Below are 14,050 nucleotides of genomic sequence, written 5' to 3'. Positions count from 1 at the left end.
GTGGGGGCCGCGTCGCCGCCGGGAGCACCTGGCAGAAACACCAAGCGACAGCATCAGATTGACAGTTCGTCACATTCGGCCCCGCTGAGTGACCGCCTACGGCTAACCTGATCCGGCGGGTGCGCCGCCCGCACCGCGAGCCGCAGGAGAAGCGCCATGGCCCAGCAGGAACGAGTCCTCCACCCCGACCGCTCGGCCCGGGACCTCTTCGGCTTCCAACTGCGCAAACTCCGCAAGCAGCAGGGATTCTCCCTCACCACCCTCGCCGCCGAACTCCGCCACGCGAAGACCGTGATCGGCAACGTGGAGACGGCCGACCGCCCGATCCCGCTCGGACTACCGGCCGAACTGGACGAGTTCTTCCAGACCGACGGCCTGTTCGACCACCTCTTCAAGCTCACCCTCCGGGAGAGCTTCCCCGAATGGTCGCGCCGCTACGTCGAACTCGAACCGCTCGCCTGCGAGATCCGCGAGTTCGCCACCGGCACGTTCCCGGGCCTGTGGCAGGACGACGAGTACGGCCCGGCCCTGATCCGACTCGGCAACCCGCTGGCCACCGCCGAGGAGATCAACCGCAAGTGGGCCTCCCGCAAGGCTCGCCAGGAACTGCTGACCCGGGACAGCGCGCCACTGATGTGGGTCGTCCTGGACGAGGCGGTCATCCGCCGACACGTGGGCGGGCCGGAGGCCATGCGCAAGCAGATCCAGCACGTCCTCGACCTCACCGAAGGCCCGAAGTCGGTCGTCCAGGTCCTGCCGTTCGCCGCCGGCGGCCACGGCGCGATGAGCGGGACGACCACCCTGCTGGACTTCACGGACAACCCCCGGGTGGTCTTCGTGGAAGGTTCCGACGCGGGCCAACTCATCGAAGCCGAGCCACAGGTCCGGCATACCTCCCTCATCTACAATCTCGTCCAGGTGAAAGCCCTCTCGCCCGAGGACTCCCGGGCCTGGCTCCACCGTGCCAAGGAGGAGATCTGAGCATGGCCAGCACGCAAACCCCTTCCACCACAGGCCTGTTCGGCGACACCGCCGCCTGGGTCAAGTCCAGCCACAGCGACGCCAGCGGCAACGGCAACTGCGTCGAGGTCTGCTCCGACTTCGCCACCTCCCACCACACCATCGGCGTCCGCGACTCCAAGGACCCGCACGGCCCCCGCCTCCACCTCACCCCCACCGCCTGGGCCGCCTTCCTCACCGCCACCACCAGCGGCGAGTTCGACACCGTCTGACGGGATGTCACGAGCCCCCGGAGTCCGTCATGGACTCCGGGGGCTTTCGTGTGCCGAACTCGCCTGTGCCGTCAGACGAGTTCGAGGATGTCGGCGAGGCCGGCCGCGGCGAAGGCGGCGAGCAGGGGTTCGCGGCCTTCGGTGAAGTGGGCCCAGCTGTCGAAGTGGACGGGGACGATCCGGCGGGCGCCGAGGATGCGGGCGGCTTCGGCGGCTCGGGCGCTGTCGAGGGTGAGCAGGGCGTTGTCGAGGATGCCGACCCGGGCGCCGCCGGCGAACAGGACGGCGGTGTCGACGGGGCCGAAGCGTTCGGCGATCTGCTCGACGACCGCGAGCGAGGCGTTGTCGCCGCTGACGTAGACGACGGGCAGGCCGGGGGCGGTGAGGACGAAGCCGATCACCTCGCCGGTGAACGGTTCGCAGCCGTCGGGGCCGTGCTGGGCGGGCACGGCGGTGATCGTGACGCCGCCCGATTCGACGGCCTCCCAGGGGGCGAGGCCGCGCGCGGTGCCGCCGAGGCGTTCGGCGCCGCCCCGGGTGGTGAGGGTGAGCGGGACGTCGGCGAGCAGCTTGCGGCCGCTGTGGTCGAGGTTGTCGGGGTGTTCGTCGTGCGAGAGCAGCACGATGTCGAGCGGGCCGAGGTCGGCCGGGTCGGCGGTGGCGGGGAGGGTCTTGCTGAGGAACCGGCCGTCGCCGCGCGGGTAGTCGCCGGGGGCGTCGAAGGTCGGGTCGGTGAGCAGGCGCAGGCCGCCGTACTCGATCAGGGCGGTGGGGCCTCCGAAGACCCGGACGGCGGGCACGGCGGCGGGCAGGGGGGTGGGGACGGCGGTCATGGCAACCTCGCAGCTCGACAATCCCCTCACGGGGAACTCCGACTTTCTCCGTGAGGAGAATCTAGCGACCCCTCACGGAGAACCACAAGCTTTTCCGTGAACACGGCCGCCCAGCCCCATTGAGTCGACCAGTCGACATATCCACCATCAGAACAACCCCATCGACTCAAGGACACGAGGTGTCCTATAGTGAACGCAGTGTTCAGGGCATCGCCGAACCGACAAGGAGGCCCCCGGACATGGCCGACAGCTTCGCCACCTCGAAATCCGCTCTCGTCGACCTCGCCCAGCAGCGGATGCGCACCGCCATCCCCGACAACGACTGGTCGATCCGCCAGAAGCTCGCCCTCACCTGCCGCATCCTGTTCGACGCCGGCCACGACTCCGGCCTGGCCGGGCAGATCACCGCCCGCGCCGAACAGCCCGGCACCTACTGGACGCAGCGCCTGGGCCTCGGCTTCGACGAGGTCACCGAGGACAACCTGCTGCTGGTCGACGAGGACCTGAACGTCCTGGCCGGCGAGGGCATGGCCAACCCGGCCAACCGCTTCCACTCCTGGGTCTACCGGGCCCGGCCGGACGTCAACTGCATCATCCACACCCACCCACTGCACATCTCGGGGCTCTCCATGCTGGAGACCCCGCTGGTGGTCTCGCACATGGACCTGTGCCCGCTGTACGACGACTGCGCGTTCCTGGAGAAGTGGCCCGGCATCCCGGTCGGCAACGAGGAGGGCGAGCTGATCTCCGCCGCGCTCGGCGACAAGCGCGCCCTGCTGCTCGCCCACCACGGGCAGTTGGTCGCCACCGCGAGCGTCGAGGAGTCCTGCACCCTCGCCGTGCTGTTCGAGCGGGCCGCCCGGCTCCAGCTGCTGGCCTCCGCCTCCGGCCGGATCCAGGAGATCCCCGAACTGCTCGCCCAGGAGGCCCACGACTGGACCTCCACCCCCAAGCGCAGCCAGGCCAACTTCGCCTACTACGCCCGCCGCGCCCTGCGGGCCGGCCACGGCGACGCGCTGACCACCCCCCTCACCTCCACCTCCACCTCCACCACCTCCACCACCAACTCCCCCAAGGACGGCCCCCGTTGAGCAAGCTCGCCCTGGACGGCGTGATCGCCTACCCCGTCACCCCCTTCGACCCGCTGGACGGCGGCGTCGACACCGTCCGCCTGGCCGCCCTGGTCGACCGGCTGGTCGACTCCGGGGTGCACGCCGTCGCCCCGCTCGGCTCCACCGGTGAGAGCGCCTACCTGGACGACGCGGAGTGGCGCACCGCCGCCGAAGCCGCGATCGGCGCGGTCGCCGGCCGGGTGCCGACCGTGGTCGGGATCGCCGAACTCACCACCAGGGGCGCGGTGGAGCGCGCCCGCTTCGCCGAACGGGCGGGCGCCGACGCGGTGATGGTGCTGCCGCTGTCGTACTGGCGGCTGACCGAACGGGAGGTCGAGCGGCACTTCACCGAGGTCGCGGACGCGGTCGGCATCGAGGTGATGGTCTACAACAACCCGGCCACCGCCGGGATCGACCTCTCCCCCGAGCAACTCGTCGGCCTGGTCGAGTCGGTGGAGAACATCACGATGGTCAAGGAGAGCAGCGGCGACCTGCAGCGGATGCACCGGCTGGCCCAACTCTCCGGCGGCGAGCTGCCGTTCTACAACGGCAGCAACCCGCTCGCGCTGCCCGCGTTCGTCGCGGGCGCGGCCGGCTGGTGCACCGCGGCGCCGTGCCTGATCCCGGAGCTGGTGCTGGCCCTGCACCGGGCCGTCCGGGCGGGCGAACTGGCCACCGCCCGCGAGCTGTTCGCCCGCCAGCTGCCGCTGCTGCAGTTCATCGTCTCCGGCGGCCTGCCCACCACCGTCAAGGCGGGCCTGGCGCTGCGCGACTTCCCGGCGGGCACGCCCCGCCTGCCGCTGCTGCCGCTGGAGGCCACCCGCTCCGAGCAACTGACCGCGATCCTGCGGGAGATCGACGAGGCCGGGCAGCCCGCCGCTGCCTGACGCCCCGTCAACTCCGAGTCCCGTCCCCGCCCCGAGCCCCGACGCTCAGGGCAGGGGCGGGACTCGGTCGTCCCCGGCGTCCGGTTCGTCGTGGATCACCACCAGGATCTGGGCCGGCTCCCCGTCCGTGCTGCGGCAGCGGTGCGGCACGGCCGCGTTGAAGTACACGCTGTCGCCGGGCCCGAGGCGCACCGTCCGGTCGGGGAACTCCAGTTCGGCCCGGCCCTGGTGGACGAAGAGGAACTCCTCGCCGCGGTGCGACTTGAACGCCTCCACCGGCCCGTCCAGCGGCGGGTACATCACGAACGGCACCATCCGCTTGCCCGGCAGCGCGGCCGCGATGCCCTCGTACCGGGAGCCCTCCGGCCCGCCCAGCGGGGTCCGTTCGCCGGCCCGGACGACCGTGACCAGCTCCGGTTCGACCTCCTCCGAGAACAGCCGCCCGACCTCGACCCCGAGCGCCTCCGCGATCTTCAGCGCGGTGGAGATCGACGGCTCGCTCAACCCCCGCTCCACCTTCGACAGGTAGCTCTTGGTCACCCCGACCTGCGCCGCCAGCGCCTCCAGGCTGAGTCGGTTCTGCGTGCGCAACGCCCTGAGTCGCCCGGCCATCCGAATCACGCACCCCTTGCTCCGTGGATCCGCCCATTCTCCCACCCCGGCCGTCCGACCCGGCCGGTACCGTGCCTTCCGGAACGATGATCGAACGAGGTCGAACGAGGTCGGACGGGGCGGGGCGAGAGGCACGACCGGGGAACGAGTCGAAGCGCACTACTGCGACGGGTGGGACCCGGAGTCCCGCACCACCGTCCGCCCGCTCACCCGCGCCGCGGACGGCGCGGTCACCGCCGTCGTGGTCGCCGACCCGTACGAGGCGTACGCCCTGGAGCCGGTCACCGACTGAACGCACCTCCTCACGGGCAAGCCGAGCGTTTACCATGAGGACCATGAGCCAGCCCGCCGCCACCGCCCCCGCCGCAGAGCCCGCCGCCCCGCCGCAGGACGCCCCGCAGCCCGCTCCGCCGCCCGCGCCGGGGGCCGAGCAGTACCCGGCGCTGGACTTCGCCAACTCGCTGCTGACCCTGCCGGGCGGGCCGCTGGACCTGCTGGGGGCGCCGGGGCCGGCGTCCGCGTGGCTGGTGGAGCACGGCCTCGCGCCGGCGGCGGGGCGGGTGCTGGAGCCGTGCACGGTGCGGCTGCGGCTGTTCCGGGGCGCGGTGCGCGAGCTGCTGGACGCCCGGGTGGCGGGGCGGCCCGCGCCGCCCGGGGCGCTGGCGGCGGTGAACGAGGCGCTGGCGGCGGCGCCCGCGGTGGCGCTGCTGCGCTGGGACGCCGAGCGGGGCCTGCACCGCAGCCTGCCGCACCCGGCCGACCGGATCGCCGACCGGGCGATGGCCCGGCTGGCCGCCGACGCCGCCGACCTGCTGACCGGCCCGGACGCCGAGCGGCTGGCCCGCTGCGGCGGCACCCCGTGCAGCCGGTTCTACGTCCGCACCCACGCCGCCCGGCACTGGTGCTCGACCCGCTGCGGCGACCGTGTCCGGGCCGCCCGCGCCTACGCCAGGAAGCGTGCCGCGAAGGAGGGCTGACGGTCCGTCAGGAAGACGGCAGGGGCCCCGGCCGGTCGGCCGGGGCCCCTGCGTCCGAGCGAGCTGGGTCAGTTGGTCGCGGCCGGGAAAGTCGGGTACTCGACGCCGGAGACGTGCTGGACGACCCGGACGACCTGGCAGGAGTAGCCGAACTCGTTGTCGTACCACAGGTACAGGATCGCGTTGTCGCCCTCGACCTTGGTCGCGCCCGCGTCGACGATCGAGGCGTGGCGGGAGCCGATGAAGTCGCTGGAGACCGCGTCGGGCGAGTCGATGAAGTCGATCTGCCGCTTGAGCGGGGAGGTCAGCGAGACGTCCCGCAGGTGCTCCAGGACCTCCTCGCGGGTGGTCTCCCGGGCCAGCTGGAGGTTGAGGATCGCGATCGAGACGTCCGGCACGGGGACGCGGATCGAGCTGCCGCTGATCTTCGCCTGCAGCTCCGGGAGGGCCTTGGCGACGGCCGAGGCGGCACCGGTCTCGGTGATCACCATGTTGAGCGGCGCGGAGCGGCCGCGGCGGTCGGCCTTGTGGTAGTTGTCCAGCAGGTTCTGGTCGTTGGTGAACGAGTGGACGGTCTCCACGTGGCCGCGCAGCACGCCGTACGCGTCGTTCATCGCCTTGAGCGGCGGCACGATCGCGTTGGTGGTGCAGGACGCGCAGGAGATGATCTGCTCGTCCGGCTTGACGGTGTCGTGGTTGACGCCGTGCACGATGTTCGGGACGTCGCCCTTGCCCGGGGCGGTCAGCACGACCTTGGCGATGCCGGGGCGCAGGTGCGCGGAGAGCCCCTCGCGGTCGCGCCAGCGGCCGGTGTTGTCGATCAGGATGGCGTTGTCGATCCCGTACGCGGTGTAGTCCACCTCGCTGGGGTCGTTGGAGTAGATGACCTGGATCGCGTTGCCGTTGGCGACGATGGTGTTGGTCGCCTCGTCCACGGTGATGGTGCCCTGGAACTGGCCGTGGATGGAGTCGCGGCGCAGCAGCGAGGCGCGCTTGACCAGGTCGTCGCCGCCGCCGTTGCGGACCACGATGGCGCGCAGCCGCAGGCCGCCGGCCTTCTCGACCAGCAGGCGGGCGAGCAGGCGGCCGATCCGGCCGAAGCCGTAGAGGACCACGTCGCGCGGGGCCTGGCGCTCCAGCTTGTTGGCGCCGGTGGCGCCGGCCACCGCTTCGGCGGTGAACTCCGCCGGGGAGAGGCCGCGGTCGTCGGCGCGGTGGGCTTCGGCGAGCAGGCCCAGGTCGATCTGGGACGGGCCGAGGTCGAGCGCGGAGAGGGCCTGGAGGAACGGGAAGGTCTCGGTGATCGAGAGCTCCTCGCCGGCGATCTGGCGGGCGAAGCGGTGCGTCTTGAGGATGCTGACCACCGACTTGTTCACCAGGGAGCGGCTGTGCAGCAGGATGGTGACGTCCCGCTCGCGGTGGAGCCGTCCGATGATCGGGATCATCGTCTCCGCGAGCTCCTCGCGGTTCTTCCAGTCCGTGAACACGTCGTCGTTGACAGTCACAATTCAACTTTCGAGGGTAGGCCGAGCTGAGGGTAGGCCGAGTTGCCGAGGGTATGGCCGAGCTAAGGCGCCCCCCATGCTAGCTTCGGCCTGTCCGCGGGTCGGGGAGTGGTCCCCCTTCCGACCAGCGGTGGTTCGATCCGGGCGACCCGGGCGGGCGTGACGCCGGACACACCGGCGCGGTCGCGGGCGCGCGGAGCGGCGGCTTCCGTCCGTCGGACGACCGGACATGACGGATGGTCAGCTTTTCCGAACGCGTTCGAGTCCGTCACGGGGCGTGACAATAATCACTTGCGTAACATTAGTCACTCCCGTGAGTGACAACACGTCAGTTCGCCGGACAACGGGCCACTCTTCACGGCAGAGTAGGAGTTCCCGGCCGAGGCCAGGCCGAGCAGGTCGGGCCCGCCACGACCAAGGGGACGACTACCCATGGGACACGAGGCCTTCCAGCGGGCCGCGCTGGTGTTCACCCTGTTCGACACCAACGGGAACGGGGTGATCGACGAGGCCGATTTCGACCTCATGACAGAACGGCTGCTGCTGGTCGCCGAGGACTCGCCGGCCGCCGACCGGCAGGCCCTCGCCGACAGCCTGAGCGGCTACTGGAAGGTGCTGTCCGAAACCCTGGACACCAACGGGGACGGACTGATCAACCCGCAGGACTTCCGCGGCTTCGTGCTGAACACCGAGTTGTTCGGCGCCACCGCCGCGGTCTTCGCCGAGGCGCTCGCCGTCCTCGGCGACCCGGACGGCGACGGGCTGATCGAACGCCCGCGGTTCCTCGACCTGATGACCGCGATCGGTTTCGAGACGCCCAACATCCACTCGCTGTTCGACGCGTTCGGGCCGGACGCCGAGGACCGGATCACCGTCCGGGTCTGGGCCGACGGCATCCGCGACTACTACTCGCCGGAGAAGTCCGGCATCCCGGGCGACCACCTGGTCCCCGACTCCTTCTGACCGCTCCCACCCCCGCCCCGCCCACATCCCCACCGCCACCACGCCGGTGTCCCCGTCGACACCGGTTCCCCGGTGCTGCCCTCGTCCGGCCGACGCCGCCTCCGCGCGCCGCGTCGGATCCGCCGGCTGACACCGCCGTCCGTCCGGGTACTCGGTCCGTCCGAGCCCCGGCCCGCGTCCGAGTACCCGGACGGACGGCGGCCCGTCGTTCCGGACGGCGGCCCCGACCCGTTCGGCGCCGCCGTACCCAGCCCCACTTGCAAGGAGCCACCGCAGTGACCGCACCACTCATCGCCCTCGCCGTCGGCCGCGGCACCGGCCCGGACCTCGCCCCCGTCTTCGAGCGGGTGCTCGACCGGATCACCGCACTGCACGGCACGCAGGTCCGGCTGGTGCGCTCGCCGCGGCTCTACCACTCGTACGTGTCGCTGCGCGCCGGGGCGTCCGGCACCGCCGAGTTCGCCGCGCTGACCGAGCAGGACGCCGCGCACTACGAGTGGTTCTGCCGCGAACAGGCCGCCGCGGGGGCCCGGGCGGTGTTCCGCACCGCGATCAACGCCCAGTCGCTGTACCTGGTCCGGCAGCGGCTGGCCGCCGTCAAGGTCGAGCAGCTCACCGCCGGGGCAGCACGGCTGCTGCTGGTCCGCGACCAGGCCCAGGGCTTCTACACCGGCGAGAACCGGCACGAGGACGGCCGGGTGGTCCGCACCATGGAGTTCAGCCGGGCCGTCACCGAGCGCGTGGTGCGCTACGCGGTGGACCGGGCCCGGGAGTCGTGGCCCGAGGGCCCGGCCCGGGTGCTGCTCGCCTACAAGTACCACCTGCTGGACGGGGTGATGGACGACTGGACGGCCGGCCTGTCCGCCGAACTCGGCCTGGACATCGCCCCGTTCCAGCCCGACACGGTCAACCGCAACCTGATCGCGCACGGCCCCGAGGACCGCACCCTGCTGGTCGCCGGCAACGAGTGGGCCGACATCATGCACGTCGTGCTGCTCGACCGGTACGGCTCGGAGCGGCAGGAGAACCGCTGCGCCGAGAACGTCCACCTGCACCCGGCGCTGCACGGCCTCACCGAGTACCAGACCGTGCACGGCTCGGCCGACGACCTGGCCGGACGCGACCTGGTCAACCCGGTCGCCACCGTCCGGGCCGCCGCCCGGATCGCCGAACGGCACGCCGGCTGCCCCGGCGCGGAGGCCGCCACCGAGGCCGCGATCGCCGCCGCCCAGGCCCGCGGCGCCCGCACCCCCGACCTGGGCGGCACCGCCGGCACCACCGAGGTGGTGGACGCCGTCCTTGCCTCGCTTGCAGGAACGTTCGTGCCGAGCCAGGCCGAGCCGGTTCCGGCGGCCGCCCGATGAGCGCCGCCCAGTCCCCCGGCACCGCCCACGGCCCGGCCCACCCCCACCACCCGCACCGCGCCGCGCACCGGCCCGCCGAGGCCCGCCGGCGGCCCGCCGAGACCTCCCCCGCCGGCGGCGCGGGGCGCAGCGCGCTGGTGGTGGTCGACCTGCAGAACGACTTCTGCGCGGGCGAGGTGGCCCGCTCCCGGTTCCCCGGCGACCCGGCGCTGCTGGCCCGGGCCGCCGCCAACAGCGTCCGCGCGGTCGAGCGGGCCCGGGCGGCGGGCACCGAGGTGCTGTTCGTCCGGTTCCTCGGCGACCCGGCCCACCAGGGCCCGGCCTGGCGGCGGCGGGACGCCCGGCTCGGCAAACGGCCCAAGTGCCTGGAGGGCAGCTGGGGCGCCGAGTTCCACGGCGTGCGGCCCCGGCCGCAGGAGGCGGTGTTCACCAAGCACGCCTGCTTCGACGCCTTCCAGGACGCCGGATTCGAACCGCACCTGCGCCGGCACGGCATCGAACACCTGGTGCTGGCCGGGGTGTTCACCGACGTCTGCGTCGACTCCACCGCCCGCACCGCCTTCCAGCGCGGCTTCCACCTGACCGTGCTGCGCGACTGCACCACCGCGCTGCACCTGGCCGACGCCGACATCCTGCGCTTCATGAACCGGGTGTACGGCGCCCGGATCACCGAACTCGACCGCGTCCGCTTCCCCGGCCGCCCGTCGGACACCGCCGAGACGCCGGCGGGCCGGCGGTGAGCGCGCCGACGAGCATGTCGGACGGCGTCCTGCTGGCCGACCTGCTGCCGGTCGACCTGCTGCCGGAGGGTGCGGGCGTGCCCGCGGGCGTGCCGGACGACGCGGGCGTGCACGCGGGCGTCGGCCGGACCGCCCTGCTGGTCGCCAACGCCCGTGCGCTGGAAGCCCGTCGGGCCGACGCGCTGGCCGTCGACCCGTTCGCCGCGCACTTCGTCCGCGCCTCGCCGGGCTGCGCCGACTGGCCCGCCGACCCGGCCGAGGTCGACCCGGGCGACCCGGTGTGGGAGCGGCTCGCGGCCTACTTCGCGCTGCGCACCCGGGTGCTGGACGACCACCTGCTCGGCGCGGCGGCCACCGGCACCCGGCAGGTGGTGCTGCTCGGCGCCGGCCTGGACAGCCGGGCGCACCGGCTGCCCTGGCCGCCCGGCACCACCGTCTGGGAACTGGACCGCCCCGAAGTGCTGCGCTTCAAACAGCGGGTGCTGGACGGCCTCGGCGCGGCCCCCCGGGCCCGCCGCCGCACCGTGCCGGTCGACCTGCGGGAGGACTGGGCGGGCGCGCTGACCGCCGCCGGACTCGACCCGTCCCGCCCGGTGGCCTGGCTCGCCGAGGGCCTCTTCCTCTACCTGCCGGCCGCCGCCGAACTCGCGGTCACCGCCGCCCTGGACGCGCTCAGCGCCCCCGGCAGCACCCTCGCCTACGAGGTCAAGACCGGCCTGGAATCCGCCGACGTCCGCGCCGCCGACGTCTACGCCCAGGCCCGCGAACGCCTGGACGTCGACCTGCTCGCCCTCTTCGACCCCAGCCCCCGCCCCGACACCGCCGCCGCCCTCCGCGCCCTCGGCTGGACCACCACCGTCCGCACCCCCTTCCACCACGCCCCCGCGGCCCGCCTCCGCCCCGAACCCGCCGACCCGCTCGCCGCCAACCGCTGGATCACCTGCGCCAAACGGCCCTGACCCGCCACCCCGTCCCCGTGCCGCCTACGGCGCGGGGACGCACCTACTCCCGCTCCACCAGCCGGAGTTCGGCCGGCACGGCGCCCGCCCGGGCGGCCAGGCCGGCGTACGCCACCTCGCGGCGGGGGACGGCGAAGGTGCCGTCCCGCCGCCCCGCCCCTCCCCGCGAAGCGGAACCCCTCCTCACCCCGCCCCCGCAGCCGCGGCCCCAGCCCTCGCCGCTCCCCCTGCCTCCCCGCGAAGCGGAGCCTCCCCTCACCGCAACCCCCGCAGCACCGGCCCCAGTTCGGCGATCAGCGTGCGGTAGGTCTCGAACGCCGGCTTGGGGGTGTGGTCGTCGCGCAGCAGGCCGAAGTGGTGGAAGAGGCTCTCGCCGGCGCTGTCCGCGTCGCGCAGGGCGAAGAGCGTGTAGCCGTCGATGCCGAGGGTCCGGGCGTGTGCGGCGACGGTGCGGACGACGGTGTCGAGTACGCGGGCCTGGGCCTCCTCGGGGCGGCCGGGGCCGGTGGGCCAGCCGTTCTCGCAGATCCGGATCGGCACGTGGGCGGGGATGCCGGCCTTCGGGAGGTCGGTGTGGCGGAAGGTGTGCAGCAGCCAGGCGGTGGCGTCGGCGAGGCGGTCGGCGGGGACGGGCCGGAAGACGTCGGGGAAGAAGTCCAGGCCGACGTAGTCGAGGGCGTCCAGGAAGGGCTGGTCGGCGTGGCGGCCGAGGTCGGGCCAGAAGGGCGCGTCCGGGGCGGTGGTCGGGACGGCGTTGAAGCCGACGGCGGCGTCCAGGCCGAGGGCGCGTGCCTCGTCCTTGGCGGCGGTGACTCCGGCGACCAGGGCGGCGAGGACGTTGGGGGTGCTGCCGTCCAGGACGGGCAGGTCGGCGTTGGGCTCCTCGCAGATCTGCACCGAGCCGAGCCGGGTGCCGAGTTCGCGGACCTGGGCGCGGACGTACGCCTCCCAGCCGGTCAGGCTGCCGGTGGGTTCGCGGAACTGGAGGACCAGGTCGATCCGCCGGCCGGGCCGGTCGAGGTAGGCCGGCCAGCCGTCGGGGGTCTGCGGGGGCGCGGGGACGGTGGCGGCGAAGGAGCGGTAGACCCGGATCCGGAAGCCGGGTTCGGTGCCCTGCAGCCGGTCGAGGGCCGCCGCCAGCCGGTCCGGGTCGTCGGGGCGGACGGGGTGGACGAGACCGTGCTCGTCGCCGAGCAGCGCGCCGGGGTAGATCCCGAACACGAACTCCCGCCGTCCTACCGTGCCTGCCTTCGTCCCCATGTCGGCCCCCTCGTCGTCCTGGTCGCCCGAAATATTTTTGGTGTCACACCAATTTTGGGGCGACCCTACCATTCCGTACGATGGACGCCATGGCCACCGGACTCCGCGCGACCAAGAAGCAACAGACCCGCACCGCGATCGCGGACGCCGCGCTCCCGCTGTTCCTCGCGCACGGCTTCGACCGGGTGACCGTCGCCGAGGTCGCCCGGCACGCGGGGGTGTCCACCAACACGGTGTTCAACTACTTCCCGACCAAGGAGGACCTGTTCTTCGACCGGCAGGCCGAGGTCGAGCGGTACCTCGCCGCGCTGGTGGACCCGCTCCCGGCGGGCTCGTGCTGCCCGGCGGCGGCCGTCCGGGACGACCTGTGCGCGGCCCTCGGGCGGCTGGACCCGGCGGTCGGGCTGGCCCAGGACGCGGCCGCGTTCTTCCGCACCGTCGAGGCCAGCCCGGCGCTGCGCGCCCGCGAGCGGGAGATCGGCGAACGCGCCGAGGCCGCCCTCGCCGCCGCCCTGCGCACCGCCGCCCCGGGCGCCGCCCCTTCCGCCGCGCCGCTGCTGGCCGGCGCCCTGGCGGGCCTGCACCGGGCCGCCCTGCGCGAGCTGCGCCGCCGCGTCCTGGCAGGCGACCCGCCCGCCGCCGTCGCCGCCGACCTGACCGCGGCGGTCACCGCGGCATTCGCCCCGCTCTGCGCGCACTGATTCGCAGGGCCTCGATTCAGAGCACGGCGACGCGCACGAAGCCGAGGTCGGTGAGGCCCTCTGAACGGCAGAGGTTGTCGGAGGCTCCGCCGATCTCGGTCTGCAGGAGCTGGTAGTCGGCGCCGTGGGTGTGGCCCCAGTGCATGGCGGCCCGCCACAGGGCCCGGCCGTGCCCGTGGCCGCGGTGGTCGGGCAGGACGCCGAAGTACTGCGGCAGCAGGCGGGTGCGACCGGCAGGGTCGGGCATGGTCTCCATCGGGCCGATCGCACCGACCACCCGGCCGTCGGTGATGGTGACCAGGACCGGGCCGACGGTGCCGGTCCGCATGCGGGAGTGGAGGAAGGCGAAGCCGTCTCCGGCCAGTTTGTCCGCGAAGTCGGCGAACGTCGCCCGCACGCCCTCCTGGTGGGCCTCCAACGGCCGCACGGCGTCCGGTCGGACGGTGGGCCGGTCGGAGGTGAACTCGCGGAGCTGGACGCGGGTGCAGGCCCCGGCGGCAGTGCGGGCCGCCTGGCCAGGTGCCTGGAAGGACAGGACGCGGGCCTTGGCTACGTTGTGGATGGCGGCGAGCTTTGCGGCGAGGTCGGCAGCCTCTTCCTGGTGGCCGCCGGTCGGGTCGCCATAGAGGTGGACCTTGATGGTGCCAGTGCCGCGGGCGGACAGCGTCGGGATGAGGGTGAGGCCGGGGCGATGGACGATGTCGAGCGGCAGGACCGTCTCGTCCTTGGCGTCGGACCAGCGGCGGTCCTTGTCGTGGGCGAGGAAGCGGCCGGTGCCGGCGATCTCGATGACGCCGGCGAACAGCTCGGGTGTGAGGGCGTCGGGGTGGACCGGCCCGAGGGTGGGCGCGAACGGCACGGTCACCACGGGGCTCATCCAGTCCCACGTCAAACGCATGCGAGCA

17 protein-coding genes are annotated in these 14,050 nt (G+C 73.3%); 11 read left to right on the top strand and 6 right to left on the bottom strand.

What is annotated here, in order from left to right; translation table 11 throughout:
* Positions 1 to 156 precede the first annotated feature (156 nt).
* Together KSE_RS29840 and KSE_RS29835 are read left to right on the top strand one after the other, a co-directional pair.
* Entirely contained in the window at positions 157 to 981 is an 825-nt protein-coding gene (locus KSE_RS29840; RefSeq protein WP_014139096.1) for a DUF5753 domain-containing protein, read from the top strand.
* Between the two features lie 2 nt (positions 982 to 983).
* Positions 984 to 1,232, top strand: a complete 249-nt coding sequence (locus KSE_RS29835; protein ID WP_014139095.1) for a DUF397 domain-containing protein — start codon at positions 984 to 986, stop codon at positions 1,230 to 1,232.
* Between the two features lie 71 nt (positions 1,233 to 1,303).
* Here the strand turns inward: KSE_RS29835 and KSE_RS29830 are convergent, their stop codons facing one another.
* Positions 1,304 to 2,065: an MBL fold metallo-hydrolase gene (locus tag KSE_RS29830; protein WP_014139094.1), complete on the bottom strand. Its 762-nt coding sequence runs from the start codon at positions 2,063 to 2,065 to the stop codon at positions 1,304 to 1,306.
* A 239-nt stretch (positions 2,066 to 2,304) separates the two neighbouring features.
* Between KSE_RS29830 and KSE_RS29825 the strand changes: the two genes are divergently transcribed.
* Together KSE_RS29825 and KSE_RS29820 are read left to right on the top strand one after the other, a co-directional pair.
* Positions 2,305 to 3,156 carry an aldolase gene (locus KSE_RS29825; RefSeq protein ID WP_014139093.1) on the top strand — a complete coding sequence of 284 codons (852 nt, stop codon included), beginning with the start codon at positions 2,305 to 2,307 and terminating at the stop codon, positions 3,154 to 3,156.
* Entirely contained in the window at positions 3,153 to 4,064 is a 912-nt protein-coding gene (locus KSE_RS29820) for a dihydrodipicolinate synthase family protein (RefSeq protein WP_014139092.1), read from the top strand. The genes KSE_RS29825 and KSE_RS29820 overlap by 4 nt, the downstream gene beginning before the upstream one ends.
* Before the next feature lie 45 nt (positions 4,065 to 4,109).
* Here KSE_RS29820 and KSE_RS29815 read toward each other — a convergent pair whose 3' ends face one another.
* Positions 4,110 to 4,676, bottom strand: coding sequence for a helix-turn-helix domain-containing protein (locus tag KSE_RS29815; protein WP_014139091.1), 567 nt, complete (start codon positions 4,674 to 4,676; stop codon positions 4,110 to 4,112).
* Positions 4,677 to 4,692: 16 nt separating this feature from the next.
* Here KSE_RS29815 and KSE_RS42385 point away from each other — a divergent pair, with 16 nt between their 5' ends.
* Together KSE_RS42385 and KSE_RS29810 are read left to right on the top strand one after the other, a co-directional pair.
* Positions 4,693 to 4,968, top strand: coding sequence for a hypothetical protein (locus KSE_RS42385; protein ID WP_148283175.1), 276 nt, complete (start codon positions 4,693 to 4,695; stop codon positions 4,966 to 4,968).
* 43 nt (positions 4,969 to 5,011) lie between these two features.
* Positions 5,012 to 5,653, top strand: coding sequence for an ABATE domain-containing protein (locus tag KSE_RS29810; protein ID WP_014139089.1), 642 nt, complete (start codon positions 5,012 to 5,014; stop codon positions 5,651 to 5,653).
* A 68-nt stretch (positions 5,654 to 5,721) separates the two neighbouring features.
* On the opposite strand, the gene KSE_RS29805 is transcribed toward KSE_RS29810, so the two are convergent.
* Entirely contained in the window at positions 5,722 to 7,158 is a 1,437-nt protein-coding gene (locus KSE_RS29805) for a glyceraldehyde-3-phosphate dehydrogenase (protein ID WP_014139088.1), read from the bottom strand.
* 432 nt (positions 7,159 to 7,590) lie between these two features.
* Here KSE_RS29805 and KSE_RS29800 point away from each other — a divergent pair, with 432 nt between their 5' ends.
* From KSE_RS29800 to KSE_RS29785, 4 genes are all read left to right on the top strand, one after another.
* A complete protein-coding gene (locus tag KSE_RS29800) occupies positions 7,591 to 8,121 on the top strand; it encodes an EF-hand domain-containing protein (protein WP_014139087.1) in 531 nt (176 codons plus the stop codon).
* 275 nt (positions 8,122 to 8,396) lie between these two features.
* Positions 8,397 to 9,485 (top strand): isocitrate/isopropylmalate family dehydrogenase, encoded by a 1,089-nt coding sequence (locus KSE_RS29795; RefSeq protein ID WP_014139086.1) that lies wholly within the window; start codon positions 8,397 to 8,399, stop codon positions 9,483 to 9,485.
* Positions 9,482 to 10,225 carry a cysteine hydrolase family protein gene (locus tag KSE_RS29790; RefSeq protein WP_014139085.1) on the top strand — a complete coding sequence of 248 codons (744 nt, stop codon included), beginning with the start codon at positions 9,482 to 9,484 and terminating at the stop codon, positions 10,223 to 10,225. The genes KSE_RS29795 and KSE_RS29790 overlap by 4 nt, the downstream gene beginning before the upstream one ends.
* 14 nt (positions 10,226 to 10,239) lie before the next feature.
* Positions 10,240 to 11,184 carry an SAM-dependent methyltransferase gene (locus KSE_RS29785; RefSeq protein WP_014139084.1) on the top strand — a complete coding sequence of 315 codons (945 nt, stop codon included), beginning with the start codon at positions 10,240 to 10,242 and terminating at the stop codon, positions 11,182 to 11,184.
* Positions 11,185 to 11,227: 43 nt separating this feature from the next.
* Here the strand turns inward: KSE_RS29785 and KSE_RS43045 are convergent, their stop codons facing one another.
* Together KSE_RS43045 and KSE_RS29780 are read right to left on the bottom strand one after the other, a co-directional pair.
* On the bottom strand, positions 11,228 to 11,371 hold the full coding sequence (locus tag KSE_RS43045) for a hypothetical protein (RefSeq protein ID WP_014139083.1): 144 nt from the start codon (positions 11,369 to 11,371) through the stop codon (positions 11,228 to 11,230).
* Positions 11,372 to 11,439: 68 nt separating this feature from the next.
* Entirely contained in the window at positions 11,440 to 12,444 is a 1,005-nt protein-coding gene (locus KSE_RS29780; protein ID WP_014139082.1) for a glycoside hydrolase 5 family protein, read from the bottom strand.
* Between the two features lie 89 nt (positions 12,445 to 12,533).
* On the opposite strand from KSE_RS29780, the gene KSE_RS29775 reads away from it, so the two are divergent.
* Positions 12,534 to 13,145 carry a TetR/AcrR family transcriptional regulator gene (locus KSE_RS29775; RefSeq protein ID WP_014139081.1) on the top strand — a complete coding sequence of 204 codons (612 nt, stop codon included), beginning with the start codon at positions 12,534 to 12,536 and terminating at the stop codon, positions 13,143 to 13,145.
* Positions 13,146 to 13,161: 16 nt separating this feature from the next.
* On the opposite strand, the gene KSE_RS29770 is transcribed toward KSE_RS29775, so the two are convergent.
* On the bottom strand, positions 13,162 to 14,043 hold the full coding sequence (locus tag KSE_RS29770; RefSeq protein WP_033260274.1) for a GNAT family N-acetyltransferase: 882 nt from the start codon (positions 14,041 to 14,043) through the stop codon (positions 13,162 to 13,164).
* Positions 14,044 to 14,050 lie beyond the last annotated feature (7 nt).

It is taken from the genome of Kitasatospora setae KM-6054, from assembly GCF_000269985.1.
In the GTDB taxonomy this organism is placed as follows: Bacteria; Actinomycetota; Actinomycetes; order Streptomycetales; family Streptomycetaceae; genus Kitasatospora; species Kitasatospora setae.
This window is presented reverse-complemented; position numbering and strand designations above follow the sequence as displayed.

Bases quoted from the DNA above. Each gene is read 5' to 3' on its own strand.
- KSE_RS29825 (WP_014139093.1), top strand. From the start codon at position 2,305: ATGGCCGACAGCTTCGCCACCTCGAAATCCGCTCTCGTCGACCTCGCC.
- KSE_RS29835 (WP_014139095.1), top strand. From the start codon at position 984: ATGGCCAGCACGCAAACCCCTTCCACCACAGGCCTGTTCGGCGACACC.
- KSE_RS29790 (WP_014139085.1), top strand. From the start codon at position 9,482: ATGAGCGCCGCCCAGTCCCCCGGCACCGCCCACGGCCCGGCCCACCCC.
- KSE_RS29830 (WP_014139094.1), bottom strand. From the start codon at position 2,065: ATGACCGCCGTCCCCACCCCCCTGCCCGCCGCCGTGCCCGCCGTCCGG.
- KSE_RS29815 (WP_014139091.1), bottom strand. From the start codon at position 4,676: ATGGCCGGGCGACTCAGGGCGTTGCGCACGCAGAACCGACTCAGCCTG.
- KSE_RS29785 (WP_014139084.1), top strand. From the start codon at position 10,240: ATGTCGGACGGCGTCCTGCTGGCCGACCTGCTGCCGGTCGACCTGCTG.
- KSE_RS29775 (WP_014139081.1), top strand. From the start codon at position 12,534: ATGGCCACCGGACTCCGCGCGACCAAGAAGCAACAGACCCGCACCGCG.
- KSE_RS29780 (WP_014139082.1), bottom strand. From the start codon at position 12,444: ATGGGGACGAAGGCAGGCACGGTAGGACGGCGGGAGTTCGTGTTCGGG.
- KSE_RS29840 (WP_014139096.1), top strand. From the start codon at position 157: ATGGCCCAGCAGGAACGAGTCCTCCACCCCGACCGCTCGGCCCGGGAC.
- KSE_RS29810 (WP_014139089.1), top strand. From the start codon at position 5,012: ATGAGCCAGCCCGCCGCCACCGCCCCCGCCGCAGAGCCCGCCGCCCCG.
- KSE_RS29800 (WP_014139087.1), top strand. From the start codon at position 7,591: ATGGGACACGAGGCCTTCCAGCGGGCCGCGCTGGTGTTCACCCTGTTC.
- KSE_RS29770 (WP_033260274.1), bottom strand. From the start codon at position 14,043: ATGCGTTTGACGTGGGACTGGATGAGCCCCGTGGTGACCGTGCCGTTC.